Here is a 14770-nt window from a genome sequence, read left to right as displayed (position 1 = left end):
GGCGGCGTGTAATTGTGCACTTCCGCGCCGGGCCGGGTGGCATGGGGCTGATAGATCGTGCCGACCGTCCCTGCCGCACGATAGGCCAGTTCGGTCATTTCCTGGGCCAGTTCGGTGCCAAGGATCTTCATCATCGAAGACAGCGCGCCGACCGAGCCATCGGCATTGGCGCTGGTCAACAACTTGAATTCGAGCACTTCGAGCACGTCGATCTTCATCATCGCGCGCGCCAGGCGATTGGCGAAGGACGTATCCTCCATCAGGGTGCCATCGCCGCTCGGCGTGGCGCGGGCCTGTTCGGCCAGCTTTTCCGCGCGCACCTTGAGCCCGGCGGCATAGCCGCGCCCGCCGCGCTCGAATTCCAGCAGGTACTTGGCGACCGTCCAGCCATCGTCGATGGCGCCGATCACGTTGGCCTTGGGCACGCGCACGTCGGTGAAGAAGACCTGGTTCTGCACCGTTTCGCCCGAGGTCATCACCAAGGGGCGAACCTGGACCCCCGGCGTGGTCATGTCGACCAGCAGGAAGGTGATCCCCTGCTGCTGGCGCAGCCCCTTGGTGGTGCGCACCAGGCAGAAGATGCAGTTCGCTTCCTGGGCGTGCGTCGTCCAGATCTTCGAACCGTTGAGCACGAAGTCGTCACCGTCGCTCACCGCCGACATTTGCAGCGAGGCTAGGTCGGAACCCGACTGTGGCTCGCTGTAACCCTGGCAGAAGAACACCTCGCCGGTCAGAATGCGCGGCAGGAACCACGCCTTTTGCTCAGGCGTGCCGAAGGCCTGGATGACATAGGCAACCATGTGGATGCCCATCGGCGAAACCGGCGGCGCACCAGCCAGAATCCGCTCGCGCTCGAACAGGTAGTGCTGGGTATCGGTCCAGTCCTGCCCGCCGTGTTCGACCTGCCAGTTGGGTGCGGCCCACCCCTGCGCATGAAGCTTGGCCTGCCATTCCATGCCCAGATCGTGATCGCCGTAGACGCTGGTCATCAGCTGCCCCGCAGCGCGCAGTTCCGGGGTCAGCTCGCGCTCGAAAAAGGCGCGCGCTTCGGCTGCGAAAGCCAAGTCTTCAGGGCTCCAGTTCAGGTCCATTGCATTCCCTCGGCGTCGATATATTATCAGTCCTGATAACTAGACTCGTGACAAGGTGCAAGAGGGGGCAGGAGGGGGTGCAAGCGGCATTGCCATCAATTGTCCAGCAGACCGGCCAGCAAGCCCCGCGCCGCCTGCGAGACCAGCGCACGGCGTTCATCGTTGAGCGCCTCCCAGCCAAGGAAGGCCAGCGAGATCGGTTCTTCGCGGGTAAAGGCAGACAGCGCCGCGATCAGCATGAGCGCGGCGGTCCGATCCTCCTCGCCGCTGCGGGCACGGCCGCGCGCGATTGCCAGCAGATCGGCGACGAGGCCGATTCCCGGGCGCCAAAGTTCCTCGAACAGCAGGGCATAGCCCGGACCCTGCTCGCTCATTTCACGCAGGACGAAATCGGTCGACAGGCGCTGCTCGGCATCGGCGGTGATCGCCTTAACCAGTGCATCGATGATCCGTTCGAGCCAGATGCGCGCTTCCGTCCGGTCAAGCGAACCTGCATCGGCCACATGCCGCGCTTCAGCCACCAGCGGCAGCAGCAGCCGCCGATGCTGCTCGACGATTTCCTTGGCGCAGGCGCGGTGCAAGCCGTCCTTGTTGCCGAAGTAATAGGCGATGACCGGCAAGGTCACCTCGGCCTCGGCCGCGATCATCCGGGTCGTCGCCCCTGCGAATCCCTCGCGCGCGAAACAGCGCATCCCTGCCAGCAGAATTCGCTGGGCAGTCGTTTCGTTGCCCTTTGCGGCCAGAGCGGGAACGTAAGCCGAAACCATTTCGACCGCATAGCAGCAATGTCGGTTGCGGGGGAACCTATCAATTGATAAGCCTGCGTATATCACGTGATAGGAAGAATTGAGAGAGCCATGGCCCTGCATGATCCCGAGCCCGATGATGGCGCCCCGAACACGGCCAAGAGTGCGGCCAAGGAATGGGTGATCGACTACCGCAATCCGGCGGGCGAAGCGGCGCTGCTGGCGCCGGATTCGGTGCAGTGGCGGGTATTCCGCAACCCCATCGCAATGGGTGTAGGCGGCGTTGCGGCGGTGCTGCTCGAATTTGCCGACGCGCGGATCCGCAGCGGGGTATGGGACCACTCGATCTACCCGGTTGACCCGATCGGCCGCTCGCGCCGCACCGGCGTTGCGGCGATGGTCGGGGTCTATGGCCCGGCCTCGATGGCGCGCAAGGTGATCGCCGGGGTAACCCGGATGCACGCCAAGGTTTCGGGCGAAACGCCCGGCGGCAAAAGCTACCGCGCGCTGGAACCGGTGCTGCTGAACTGGGTCCACGCGACCGCCGCGTTCGGCTTCATGAAGGCTTACCACAACTTCGTGCGCCCGCTTTCCCCCGCCGACCAGCAACGCTTCTTTGCCGAGGGCAAGGCCGTGGGCGAGCTTTACGGCGTGACGCGTTCCGCAGCTTCGGAAGCCGAGTTCTACGCGATGATGGAAGAACTCCTGCCCGAGTTCGAACCGCACCCGATCAACCTTGAATTCCTCGACATCATCGCCTCGGGCAAGGCGGCACCGACGATCCCGCGCTTCCTGCACCGGGCGCTGGCCCGCGCGGCGGTGGCAATCCTGCCGCCGGTGGTGCGCGAACGGCTTGAACTCGGCGCCGAATGGAACCTCACCCTGTTCGACCGGATCGCGCTCAAGGTGGCGGGCCGCCTCGCCGACCGGCATCAGGATCGCACTTCACCCGCATGGCAGGCCGCCGAACGGCTTGGCCTGCCGGGCAACTTTTCATGGCTTAGCCCCCAGCGGCAGGCCGAACTGCTGAAAGCGCGTAACTAAGCCGCGCAAGAGAAGAGGATGCAATCAGGCAAATGCCCGAAGTTTCGACGACCACCGCCCCCACCACGGCCACCCCCACCACGGCCGAGCGCACCGCGCACCTGTTCACGATCGATCAGTACATCCGCTTCTGGGCCGAAGACCGCCCCGATCGCATTGCCTTCGACGGCCCCGATGCCTGCCTGACTCACGCCCAGTTCGATGCCCTGACCCAGCAGATCGTCGGCGGTCTTGCGGCAATGGGGATCACCAAGGGCGACCGCGTGGCCTGGTTCGGCAAGAACAGCGTGCTCTACTTCGCGTTGTTCCTCGCCGCGGGGCGTGCGGGCGTGGTCATGGTGCCGATCGGCTGGCGCCTGGCCCCGGCTGAAGCCGCGTGGATCGCCGAAAACGCCGAGGCCAAGGCCGTATTCCTGGGCGACGGGTTCGATGGCATGGCCGAAACCTTTGCCGCCGTGCCCGGCGTGAAGCGCTGCTTTACCGCAGACGAGGCGCGCAGCTGGGCCGAGGCGAGCCAGCCCGCACCGTTCGATCCTGCCGGGCCGGACGAGGCCGTGCTGCAGCTCTACACCTCGGGCACCACAGGCAACCCCAAGGGGGCGGTGCTTTCGAACAACAACCTGTTCAAGCTGCGCAAGGCGGCGCTGGGCATGGACATTCCCTATCAGACGATGACCGACGACGAGGCGATCCTGATCGCCATGCCCTGTGCGCACATCGGCGGCACCGGGCTTGGGGTGATGGCGCTGGGCGCGGGCCTGCCGGGGATCGTGCTGGCCGAGTTCGAGCCGCGCGCGGTGTTCGACGCGGTCGAGCAGAAGGGCGTCACCCGCTTCTTCATCGTCCCCGCCGCGCTGCAGATGTTGCTCAACCATCCGGACTGCGCCAGCATCGAATACAGCCGCCTGAAATACATCCTCTACGGCGCATCGCCGATCCCGCTCGAACTGCTGCGCCAGTGCATCGCGATGTTCGATGCCGAATTCGTCCAGGCCTACGGCATGACCGAGACCACCGGGACCGTCTGCATCCTCCCGCCCGAGGACCACTCGGTCGAAGGCAACCAGCGGATGCGCTCGGCCGGCAAGCCACTGCCCGGAGTGGAAGTGCGGATCGTGGATGAAAACGGCGCGGAAGTGCCGGTCGGTGAAATCGGCGAGATCCAGACCCGCTCGGCCAACAACATGCTGGGCTACTGGAAGCTGCCCGAAGCCACCGCCAAGACGCTGAGCGACGACGGCTGGATCGCCACCGGTGACGCGGGCTACGTCGATGAAGACGGCTATGTCTATATGCATGACCGGATCAAGGACATGATCATTTCGGGCGGCGAGAACGTCTATCCCGCGCAGGTCGAAAGCGCGATCTTCGGCCATCCCGACGTGGCCGAAGTCGCCGTGATCGGCGTGCCGGACGAAAAGTGGGGCGAAACGGTCAAGGCCGTATGCGTGCCAAAGCCCGGCCACACCATCGATCCCCAAAGCGTGATCGACTGGGCCCGCGAACGCATCGCCGCGTTCAAGGCCCCGCGCAGCGTCGATGTGATCGATGCCCTGCCGCGCAACGCCTCGGGCAAGATCCTGCGCCGCGAACTGCGCGCGCCCTATTGGGAAGGCAAGGACCGGCAGGTTAACTGATCGGGCAGCATCGGCGAAAAAGCCTTGGCAGGGCGGCGGCACCCGGCATAGCAGGAAGAGACTTTCTCCTGCTTGCCCAAGGTGCCTCCGTCCATGTCCGAACCCACCCCCGCCCCCACCGGCCCACTTGCCGGGATCAAGGTGCTCGACCTCAGCCGCGTGCTGGCTGGTCCGTGGTGCGCGCAGATGCTGGGCGATCTCGGCGCGGAAGTGATCAAGATCGAGCAGCCCGGACAAGGCGACGATACCCGCCGCTGGGGCCCGCCCTTCCTTGAAGATGGCTCGCGCGATTCGGCCTATTACCTCTGCGCCAACCGCAACAAGCGCTCGGTCGCGGTCAATCTGGCCGACCCCAGGGGCGCGGACCTGATCCGCCGCCTTGCCGCGCAGGCCGACATCGTGGTGGAGAATTTCCGCGTCGGTGGCCTCGCCAAGTACGGTCTCGATTACCCCTCGCTCAGCAAGATCAAGCCCGACCTGATCTATTGCTCGGTCACCGGTTTCGGCCAGACCGGGCCAGACAAGGACAAGGGCGGCTACGACTTCCTGATCCAGGGGATGAGCGGGCTGATGAGCATCACCGGCCAGCCCGACGGCGCGCCCGGCGCCGGACCGATCAAGGTTGGCACCCCCACCGCCGATCTTTCGACCGGGCTCTATGCGGTCATTTCGATCCTCGCCGCGCTTAATCACCGCAACGCCACCGGCGAGGGCCAGCACATCGACATGGCCCTGCTCGATACGCAGGTGGCGCTGCTCGCCAACCAGGCCTCCAGCTATCTCAACGGTGGGGTGATCCCGCGCCGGATGGGCAACCAGCAGCCGGTCATGGTCCCCTATCAGGATTTCGCCTGCGCAGATGGCGACATTCTGGTCGCGCTAGGCAATGACCGTCAGTTCCGCTCGTTTTGCGGCGTGTTGGGTCTTGGCGAACTGGCCGACGATCCACGCTTTGCCAGCACGTCGAGCCGCAGCATCGACCGCGATGCGCTGCTCGCCATCATCCGCCCCGTGATCGCCCGCTGGAACTCGGACGAACTGATCGCGGCGATGGACGGGGCCAAGCTCCCTGCCGGCAAGGTCAACACCATCCCGCAGGCGCTCGCCATGCCCCAGATCGCGGCGCGCGGCCTGGTGCGCGAAATCGCGCGCGATGACGGCACGCCGGTTCGCTTCCTTGGCTTTCCGGGTCAGTTCTCGAAAACGCCGCCCAATTATCGCCAGGCCCCGCCGCGTTCCGGACAGGATACGCGCGCCGTACTCGAGGAGGTCCTGGGCCTTGCGGCAGCCGATATCGAACAATTGCTCGCCTCGGGCGTCATTGCAGAGCGCCTTTAGGAGGCAGATTGCCTTCTCGGACCTCAGTCAATAATGACAAGTAAATTGACATTTACAGGATGACCCCACCTTGACTGATCCCACTGCGACCGGCACCCCGGCAATCCCTCCAGACCAGGCGCTCGACGCGCGGCTCAAGCAGGTGCTGCGCCATCTGCCCGCGCCGGTCGGGATTGTCTCCAGCTTCGCTCCGGAAAGCGGCGATCCTGTCGGTCTGGCCATGTCGGCGATTATGCCGGTCAGCCTTGAACCCTGCTCGATGGCGATCGCGATCAACCGCGCGGGCGCCAGCCACGATGCGATCGTCCGCTCGGGCCGGTTCTGCATCAACCTGCTCGATTCCGCCCGGCAGGCGCACATGGCGCCCTTCGCCCGGCCCGAGGCTCGCGATCTGCGCTTCACCCAGCCGGACTGGGTTCGCCACGGACAGGTCTGGTATATCGAAGGCTGCCCCGCCAACATGTTCTGTGAAATTCGCGAGCGACTGCCCTATGGCACGCACGATCTGCTGATCGGAGAGGTTTACGACCTGATGTCGACCGGGAGCGAGGACATTCTGGGCTGGGCGAATGGCGCGCTCGGCCGCCTGTCGCCGATTGAAGCGCCCAAAGAATAGCGCTCCTCCAATAAATACCGCAAGATTGCGGAACTTGCGCTTTGCCTGCCGCACGGGGCAAGCTACACCCCCCGGCAGCCGGCAGAAATGGCCCGGCAAACCGCACTTTTGCGGGTTTTGGGTGAACAGAGGGGGGCAAGACGTGAAGGTCGGTGCACCGAAGGAAATCATGGGCGGGGAAGCGCGCGTCGCGCTGACGCCCGATAGTGCGATACAACTGCAGAAGCTCGGTCATTCATGCCTCGTCGAAAGCGGAGCGGGCAGCCTCGCCGGCTTTTCCGACGATGCCTATCGCGCCGCCGGGGTGGAGGTCGTGCCAAGCGCTGCCGCACTGTGGGACGCGGCCGATGTCATCGCCAAGGTGCGCCCGCCCGAACCGGGTGAAGTGGCGCTGCTGAAAGCGGGCAAGACGCTCATCTCGTTCTTCTATCCCGGCCAGCGCGCAGCCGAACTGGAAGCCGCCAAGGCGACCGGCGCCAACGTGATCGCGATGGATATGGTGCCGCGCATCAGCCGTGCGCAGAAGATGGACGCGCTGTCCTCGATGGCCAACATCGCCGGTTACCGCGCGGTGATCGAAGCGGGCGCAAACTTCGGTCGGTTCTTTACGGGCCAGGTGACCGCGGCGGGCAAGGTGCCCCCGGCCAAGGTGCTGGTGATCGGCGCGGGCGTGGCGGGCCTTGCCGCGATCGGCGCGGCGACCTCGCTCGGTGCAATTACCCTCGCCTTCGACGTGCGGCCGGAAGTGGCCGAGCAGATCGAATCGATGGGCGCCGAGTTCGTTTATCTCGACTTTGCCGGGGAACAGCAGGACGGCGCTGCGACGGGCGGTTATGCCGCGCCTTCCAGCCCGGAATTCCGCGAAGCCCAGCTCAAGAAGTTCCGCGAACTGGCCCCCTCGGTCGACATCGTCATTTCCACCGCGCTGATCCCGGGCCGCGATGCCCCGGTGCTCTGGACGGCGGACATGGTCGCCATGATGAAGCCCGGCTCGGTGATCGTGGACCTCGCCGCCGAACGCGGCGGCAACTGCGAACTGACCAAGGCCGACGAAAAGATCGTCAGCGACAATGGCGTGACGATCGTCGGCTACACCGACTTCCCGAGCCGCATGGCCTCGCAGGCCAGCTCGCTCTATTCGACCAACATCCGCCACATGCTGTCGGACCTCACGCCCGGCAAGGACGGGGTGCTGGTCCACAACATGGAAGACGACGTGATCCGCGGCGCGACCGTGGCTTTCGAAGGTGCCATCACCTTCCCGCCGCCGCCGCCCAAGATCCAGGCGATCGCCGCGCAAAAGCCCAAGGACAAGCCCAAGGAACTGACGCCAGAGGAAAAGCGCGCCGCCGAAGTGGCCGCTTTCAAGGCGCAGACCAAATCGCAGGTCACGCTGCTGGCAGTGGGCACGGCGCTGTTGCTGCTGGTCGGCGCGGTGGCGCCCGCCAGCTTCATGGCGCACTTCATCGTCTTTGCGCTGGCCTGCTTCGTCGGCTTCCAGGTGATCTGGAACGTCAGCCACGCGCTGCACACGCCGCTGATGGCGGTGACCAACGCGATTTCCGGCATCGTCGTGCTGGGGGCCTTGCTGCAGATCGGGTCGAGCAGTGGGCTGGTCGTGATCCTCGCCGCGATCTCTGTGCTGATCGCCTCGATCAACATCGTCGGGGGCTTCCTCGTCACACGGCGCATGCTCGCCATGTTCCAGCGGTCGTAAGGGGAGGCACGGACCATGCTTGATATCGGAGTGGTTTCCGCGGCCTACATCTCTGCCGCGATCCTGTTCATTCTTTCGCTTGGCGGCCTGTCGAACCAGGAAAGCGCCAAGCGCGCCGTGTGGTACGGCATTGCCGGGATGGCGCTGGCAGTCGGCGCCACGGTGTTCGGCCCCGGCGCGGGTAACCTGCCGCTGGTGGCGGGGATGTTCGCCATCGCCGCCGTGATCGGCTGGGTCGTCGCAATGCGCGTCCAGATGACTGAAATGCCCCAACTTGTCGCCGCCCTGCACAGCTTCGTCGGCCTTGCCGCCGTGCTGATCGGGTTCAATGCGCACTTTGAGCTCGAAACGGTCAAGTCGCTCGACCAGGCCGGGCGCGATGCGCTGACCGGCTTTGCTGGCGTCCTCGCGCACAAGACCGACGTCGAAATCGCGATCCTGAAGGTCGAGGAATTCCTCGGCATCTTCATCGGCGCGGTGACTTTCACCGGCTCGATCGTCGCCTTCGGCAAGCTTGCGGGCAAGCTCGATGGCAAGGCCAAGAAGCTGCCGGGCGGGCACCTGCTCAACGCTGCGGCCGCGATTGGCTCGCTGGTGCTGCTGGTGATGTTCGTGGGCGAGATCGGCCTTGAAGGGCGCGAACTGATCGCGCTCTACGCGATGACCGGCCTTGCGCTGTTCATCGGCTTCCACCTCGTCATGGGGATCGGCGGCGCGGATATGCCGGTGGTCGTCTCGATGCTCAACTCGTACTCGGGCTGGGCTGCGGCGGCGATCGGCTTCACGCTTGGCAACGACCTTTTGATCGTTACCGGCGCGCTGGTCGGCTCGTCGGGCGCGATCCTGTCGTACATCATGTGCAAGGCCATGAACCGCTCGTTCGTCTCGGTGATCCTCGGCGGCTTTGGCACCGTGACCGGGCCTGCGGCGGAAATCGAGGGCGAGCAGATCGCCATCGACGCCGATGGCGTGGCGGCAGCCCTCAGCGATGCCGACAGCGTGATCATCGTCCCCGGCTACGGCATGGCCGTCGCCCAGGCGCAGCAGTCGGTTTCGGAACTGACCCGCAAGCTGCGCGCGGCCGGCAAGGAAGTGCGTTTTGCGATCCACCCGGTGGCGGGCCGCCTGCCGGGCCACATGAACGTGCTGCTGGCCGAAGCGAAGGTGCCTTACGACATCGTCCTCGAAATGGACGAGATCAACGAGGACTTCCCTTCGACCGACGTGGTGATCGTGATCGGTTCGAACGACATCGTGAACCCGGCCGCGCAGGACGATCCGAACTCGCCCATCGCCGGGATGCCGGTGCTGGAAGTGTGGAAGGCCAAGCAGGTGTTCGTATCGAAGCGCGGGCAAGGCACCGGCTACTCCGGCATCGAAAACCCGCTGTTCTACAAGGACAACACCCGGATGTTCTATGGCGACGCCAAGGTCGCGGTGGACAGCCTGCTGCCCAAGATCGGGTAGAACCCACCCCCAACCCCTCCCGCTTGCGAGAGGGGAGAGTGTGATGGCAACCCCTCGCGCAAGCGGGAGGGGAGCAAGACTTGCCGGGCCATCAGGCCCGGTTAGTCGCAGCGGGGTGGGCCCTCGCCGCGCTCAATAGGAACGCGGCAGGCCCAGCACGTGTTCGGCCAGATAGCTCAGGATCAGGTTGGTGCTGATTGGCGCGACGGTATAGAGCCGCGCTTCGCGGAACTTGCGCTCCACGTCGTATTCCTCGGCAAAGCCGAAGCCGCCGTGGGTCTGCACGCACATGTCGGCGGCGGCCCAGCTGGCTTCCGAGGCGAGCATCTTGGCCATGTTGGCCTCCTCGCCGGGATTGCCGCCCGCGTCGTAAACCGCAGCCGCATGATGAACCATCAGCTCTGCCGCGCGCATTTGCGCATAGCAGCGCGCGATCGGGAACTGCACGCCCTGGTTCTGGCCGATGGGTCGGCCAAACACGCCGCGTTCCTTGGCATAGTCGGTGGCCTTCTGGATGAACCACTTGGCATCGCCAACGCATTCCGCCGCGATCAGGATGCGTTCGGCGTTCATGCCCGACAGGATATAGCGGAAGCCCTTCCCTTCCTCGCCGATCAGGGCGGAGGCGGGGATGCGCATGTCGTCGAAGAACACTTCGGTTGTCGAATGGTTCATCATCGTGCGGATCGGCTTGATCGTCATGCCGTTCCCCACAACCTCGCGCATATCGACCAGGAAGATCGAAAGCCCTTCGGTCTTGCTCTTCACCTCCTCACGCGGGGTGGTGCGGGCAAGCAGCAGCATGAGGTCGGAATATTCGGCGCGGCTGGTCCAGATCTTCTGGCCGTTGACCACGTAATGATCGCCGTCCTTCACCGCGACGGTGCGCAGGGACAGGGTATCGGTGCCGCTGGTCGGCTCCGACACGCCGAAGGCTTGCAGGCGCAGTTCGCCGCTGGCGATGCCGGGCAGGTACTTCGCCTTCTGCTCCTCGCTGCCGTAACGCAGCAGGGTGTTCATGATATACATCTGCGCGTGGGCGCTGGCGCCATTGCAACCGGCGGCCTGAATTTCTTCCATGATCACCGCCGCCGCATCGAGCTTGAGGCCCGAGCCGCCGTAGGTTTCGGGGATCAGCGCGGCAAGGAAGCCCGAACGGGTCAGCGCATCGACGAATTCGCCCGGATAGGCCCGGTCGCGGTCCTTGTCGCGCCAGTATTCGCCCGGAAATTCCGCACAGAGCGCCTGCACGGCGCGGCGGATTTCGGTGATTTCCTCAGCTTCGGTCATAAAACTCACTACCCGTCAATTATTGCCCAAGCGCAAAAGCAATCCGGGGCGGCCAAGGCAACCCCGGATTGCATTGATTCACCTGCCCCGCCATCCGGCAGGGCCAGATCCCTGACCGATCAGGCCGGGATCTGGTTGAAGGGCACGCCCTTGTCCGGCCGGTGATCCTGCGGCAGGCCGAGGATCTTTTCGGCGATGGTGTTGAGCAGCACTTCGTCCGATCCACCCGCGATGCGGCCAGTCGGCGCGTTGAGCCAGCTGGTGCCCCAGTCGGTCTTCACGAAGGCGTGTTCGTCAAACGCTAAGCCTTCGTTGCCCTTGAGGTCCATCGCCAGTTCCGACAGCTTCTGACGGCTGCGCACCGCGACCAGCTTTTGCAGCGAACCTTCCGGCCCCGGCTGCATCCCGGCCTGCATCATCAGGAAGGCGCGCTTGGTGATCGAATCGAGCCCGGCACGCATCGCGTGGTTGCGCGCGATGGCGCTGCGCACGCGGGCATCCTTGAGCGCAGGGGTGCCGTTCACTTCGACATCGCGGGCCAGCTTGACGAATTCGTCAAGGTGCGGACCGAAGCCGCCGCTGTCGGTGGCGATGTAGCGTTCGATCATCAGCGTGTGCAGCGCCACGCCGAAACCGCCGCCCACCGCGCCGAGGCGCTGCGAATCTTCAAGGCGCACATCGTCGAAGAACACTTCGTTGACGTGGCTGTCGCCGCCCGCAAGCTTGATCGGGCGCACGTCGACGCCCTTGGCCTTCATGTCGAGCCAGAAATAGGTCAGGCCCTTGTGCTTTTCGACCGTCGGATCCGAACGGGTGACGATCACGCCGTAGTCGCAATACTGCGCCCACGAGGTCCAGATCTTCTGGCCGTTCATCTTCCAGCCGTTGCCATCGGGCTCAACCCGGGTGCGCAGGCCGGCAAGGTCCGAACCGCCAGCCGGTTCGGAGAACAGCTGGCACCAGATTTCCTCACCGCGCAGCGCCTTGCGGACGCGTTCCTTCACGAATTCGCGGTCTTCGCAGTAATGCATCAGGATCGGCACGGGCATGCCGAGCGAGATGCCGAAGAACACGTTCGGCATGCCGAACTGCATTTCCTCGGCATCGAAGGTGATCTTGTGGAGGTGCGACAGGCCCTGGCCCCACATCTCAGTCGGCCAGTTGATCCCGGCGAACCCGGCATCGAACCGCGCAGCCATGTATTCACGGCCGAGCGCCAGATCCTGCTCGACCGTGTTGCCGATGCGGGCCTCGCGGGCATACTTGGGCGCCATCGATTCAAGGAAAGCGCGCGCCTTCAGGCGATAGGCTTCAAGATCGCTCATGCTGCTTCTCCCGCAAGCTGGCCGACCAGCAGGTCTTCCCAGAAATAGAGGTTGCCGGTTTCAACGGCGAGGCTGCGCGCACGGCGCATGTGAAGGTGGAGACCCATTTCCCAGGTTACCCCGATCCCGCCATGGATCTGCACGCAATCGCGCGAGCAGGTGTCATAGCCATCGGTCGCGGCGATCCGCGCGTCGGCGGCGGCAAGCAGGAAATTGTCCTGCCCTTCGCTGGCGGCGGCGTGGATGCAGTTGGCACGGGCGATTTCGACCAGCCCGTACATTTCCGCGATGCGGTGCTTGATCGACTGGAACGCGCCGATCTGCTGGCCGAACGCCTTGCGGGTCACGGCATAGTCGCGCGCGGTGTGAAGCAGGGCTTCGCTGCCGCCGACCTGTTCGTGCGCGGTGACCACCGCCATCCGGGCGAGGATATCCAGCGCCAGCGCATGGGCCGCATCGCCTTCGGCAAGGACCGTCGCCGGGGTGCCGGCAAAAGTCACATCGGCATAGAGGCGCGAGTTGTCATAGCTGTTCACGGCCTTGAGGCTGGCACCCGCAAGCTGCGCCAGCACCAGCACGGGCTTGCCGCCCTGGCTGGCCCAGACGGCCGCGATATCGGCCTTGAGCGCACCGGGGACCGCCGGCTTGGTGCCATTGAGCTTGCCATCGGCAAAGGTGACCGACGGATTGGCAGGAAGCGGGCTGTTGCCTTCGGCAAAGGCCACGGTGCCAAGCGCTTCACCGGCAGCCAGCTTGGGCAGCCATTCCGCAGCAGCGGCAGCGTCACCGCCATCGATCAGCGCGCGGGCCGCGCCGTAACCGAAGGTCAGGAACGGCGCGCCAGCCGTCGCCGCGCCGGTCGCAAGCGCCACCAGGCCCAGCTCGGTCAGGTTCAGGCCCAGGCCGCCGTGCTCTTCCGGGATCGCGAGCGCGGTCCAGCCTTGCTCGACCGCGGTATCCCAGAACGGTTGATCGAATTCGCCGACCTGCTCAAGCAGCTTGAGCAGACGGTCCTTGGAGGTGCGCGCGTCGAGGACGCGGCGCGATTCAGTAGCAATGGCCTGCTGGCCTTCGTCATATAGGATCGACATGAACGATTCTCTCCCTTGATCGCGACCGGTTTAACCGAACGATTAAGATTGGCAATCGTCCTTTGCAATCAGGTTGACGGCTTCTTGCGTTGCAGGCCCGAACGCTTGCAGCTGGCGACCAGCTCTCCGCGCTGGTTGTAGGCCTGGTGCAGGAAGGTGACGATCCCGGCATCGGGGCGCGATTTCGACGCGCGCAGTTCCAGCACTTCGGTCACGATGTTAAGCGTATCGCCGACGAACACGGGCTTGGGAAACCGCACTTCGTCCCAACCGAGATTGGCGACCGCCGTGCCCAGGGTGGTGTCACCAACGCTGATCCCCACCATCAGCCCCAGCGTGAAACACGAATTGACCAGCACCTGCCCATAGTCGCTGCCCTTCATGTATTCGGCGTCGAGGTGCAATTGGGCGGGGTTGTGGGTCATGGTCGTGAACAGCACGTTGTCGGTTTCGGTCACCGTCCGCCGGATCGCGTGATCGAAGCGCTGCCCCACTTCCAGTTCGTCAAACCACACCCCGGCCATTCTCATCTCCCTCGCTTGCCTGCCTACCCCTAACAGGGGTGGTCCGCGCCGACCAGTGAGCTGCAAGCGGAAACTGATGGAAGCGCTTCCAATTGCCTGCGGATTGGCATACGTATGTCACTGGACAAGCCGGCGCGGCGCGCCATGACTTGCCGACAGCAAAACGGGTGCCCGGGGGACGGGCAAACCATGGGAAGGGGAAACAGGAATGGCAGCGCCAATCACGGGTGCGACGGCAACCGCCAGCGGAAAATCGGACGGCAGCACGCGCACGGTGCTGCTGCTGGTCTTCGCGGTATTCTTCATCCTTGGCGGGGTGACCAACATCAACGACCTGCTGGTCGGCAAGTTCAAGCCGATGTTCCAATTGAGCCATGCCGAGGCCAACCTGGTGCAGATGGCCTTCTTCATCGCTTACGCCGCCTGTTCGATTCCGGCCGGGATCGTGATGGCCCGGCTGGGCTATATCCGCACTTTCGTGCTGGGCTTCATCATGGTCGCAGCGGCGGCGGCGCTGTTCGTGCCGGCTTCGGCGGCGGCGTCCTATCCGGGCTTCCTGGCCTGCCTGTTCTTCATCGGCGCGGGGATTACCGTGCTGCAGGTGGCGATGAATCCGGTCGTGACCACGCTTGGCCCGGTCGAAACCTCGCATAGCCGGCTGACCTTTGCCCAGGCGTTCAACTCGGTCGGCGTGACGCTGATGGTCTATGGCGGTGCTCAATTGTTGCTCGGCAAATCCGAGACGATCGACGCGGCCACCGCCTCGCCCGATCAGCTCCAGGCCTATCGCGTCGCGGAAGGCGCGGTGATCGGCCAGGCCTATATGTGGCTGGCGATCGCCATGCTGGGCATTGCCGCGCTCTTCTGGTTGTTCCGTTCCGCGC

General features: G+C 64.7%; 13 protein-coding genes. 7 read left to right on the top strand and 6 right to left on the bottom strand.

Features of this window, described 5'->3' with window-relative positions; all coding sequences use genetic code 11:
- Window positions 1–1091 (bottom strand): acyl-CoA dehydrogenase family protein (locus ACE3SN_RS12590; protein ID WP_374530530.1); only part of this gene is annotated, 1091 nt, incomplete at its 3' end.
- Between the two features lie 95 nt (window positions 1092–1186).
- Window positions 1187–1858, bottom strand: coding sequence for a TetR family transcriptional regulator (locus ACE3SN_RS12585; RefSeq protein WP_374530529.1), 672 nt, complete (start codon window positions 1856–1858; stop codon window positions 1187–1189).
- A gap of 90 nt (window positions 1859–1948) precedes the next feature.
- On the opposite strand from ACE3SN_RS12585, the gene ACE3SN_RS12580 reads away from it, so the two are divergent.
- From ACE3SN_RS12580 to ACE3SN_RS12555, 6 genes are all read left to right on the top strand, one after another.
- Window positions 1949–2881, top strand: a complete 933-nt coding sequence (locus ACE3SN_RS12580) for an oxygenase MpaB family protein (RefSeq protein WP_374530528.1) — start codon at window positions 1949–1951, stop codon at window positions 2879–2881.
- A 32-nt stretch (window positions 2882–2913) separates the two neighbouring features.
- Window positions 2914–4518: a fatty acid--CoA ligase gene (locus ACE3SN_RS12575; RefSeq protein ID WP_374530527.1), complete on the top strand. Its 1605-nt coding sequence runs from the start codon at window positions 2914–2916 to the stop codon at window positions 4516–4518.
- 93 nt (window positions 4519–4611) lie between these two features.
- A complete protein-coding gene (locus ACE3SN_RS12570; protein WP_374530526.1) occupies window positions 4612–5856 on the top strand; it encodes a CaiB/BaiF CoA transferase family protein in 1245 nt (414 codons plus the stop codon).
- Window positions 5857–5926: 70 nt separating this feature from the next.
- Window positions 5927–6472 (top strand): flavin reductase family protein, encoded by a 546-nt coding sequence (locus ACE3SN_RS12565; protein ID WP_374530525.1) that lies wholly within the window; start codon window positions 5927–5929, stop codon window positions 6470–6472.
- 142 nt (window positions 6473–6614) lie between these two features.
- Complete coding sequence (locus ACE3SN_RS12560) at window positions 6615–8189, top strand: Re/Si-specific NAD(P)(+) transhydrogenase subunit alpha (RefSeq protein ID WP_374530524.1); 1575 nt, start codon at window positions 6615–6617, stop codon at window positions 8187–8189.
- A 15-nt stretch (window positions 8190–8204) separates the two neighbouring features.
- Entirely contained in the window at window positions 8205–9656 is a 1452-nt protein-coding gene (locus ACE3SN_RS12555) for an NAD(P)(+) transhydrogenase (Re/Si-specific) subunit beta (protein WP_374530523.1), read from the top strand.
- A 132-nt stretch (window positions 9657–9788) separates the two neighbouring features.
- Here ACE3SN_RS12555 and ACE3SN_RS12550 read toward each other — a convergent pair whose 3' ends face one another.
- The 4 genes from ACE3SN_RS12550 to ACE3SN_RS12535 form a co-directional block, all read right to left on the bottom strand.
- Complete coding sequence (locus ACE3SN_RS12550; protein WP_374530522.1) at window positions 9789–10946, bottom strand: acyl-CoA dehydrogenase family protein; 1158 nt, start codon at window positions 10944–10946, stop codon at window positions 9789–9791.
- 119 nt (window positions 10947–11065) lie between these two features.
- On the bottom strand, window positions 11066–12271 hold the full coding sequence (locus ACE3SN_RS12545; protein ID WP_374530521.1) for an acyl-CoA dehydrogenase family protein: 1206 nt from the start codon (window positions 12269–12271) through the stop codon (window positions 11066–11068).
- Entirely contained in the window at window positions 12268–13362 is a 1095-nt protein-coding gene (locus tag ACE3SN_RS12540) for an acyl-CoA dehydrogenase family protein (protein ID WP_374530520.1), read from the bottom strand. Before ACE3SN_RS12540 ends, ACE3SN_RS12545 begins: the two co-directional genes overlap by 4 nt.
- 68 nt (window positions 13363–13430) lie before the next feature.
- The gene (locus ACE3SN_RS12535) at window positions 13431–13886 is read right to left on the bottom strand and encodes a MaoC family dehydratase (RefSeq protein WP_374530519.1); all 456 of its coding nucleotides are present in this window, start codon (window positions 13884–13886) and stop codon (window positions 13431–13433) included.
- A 208-nt stretch (window positions 13887–14094) separates the two neighbouring features.
- Here ACE3SN_RS12535 and ACE3SN_RS12530 point away from each other — a divergent pair.
- Window positions 14095–14770 (top strand): MFS transporter (locus ACE3SN_RS12530; RefSeq protein WP_374530518.1); only part of this gene is annotated, 676 nt, incomplete at its 3' end.

Source organism: Novosphingobium sp. (assembly GCF_041915465.1).
In the GTDB taxonomy this organism is placed as follows: Bacteria; Pseudomonadota; Alphaproteobacteria; order Sphingomonadales; family Sphingomonadaceae; genus Novosphingobium.
Note: the sequence above shows the minus strand (reverse complement) of the source record. Positions and strands in the feature narration are given on the sequence as shown.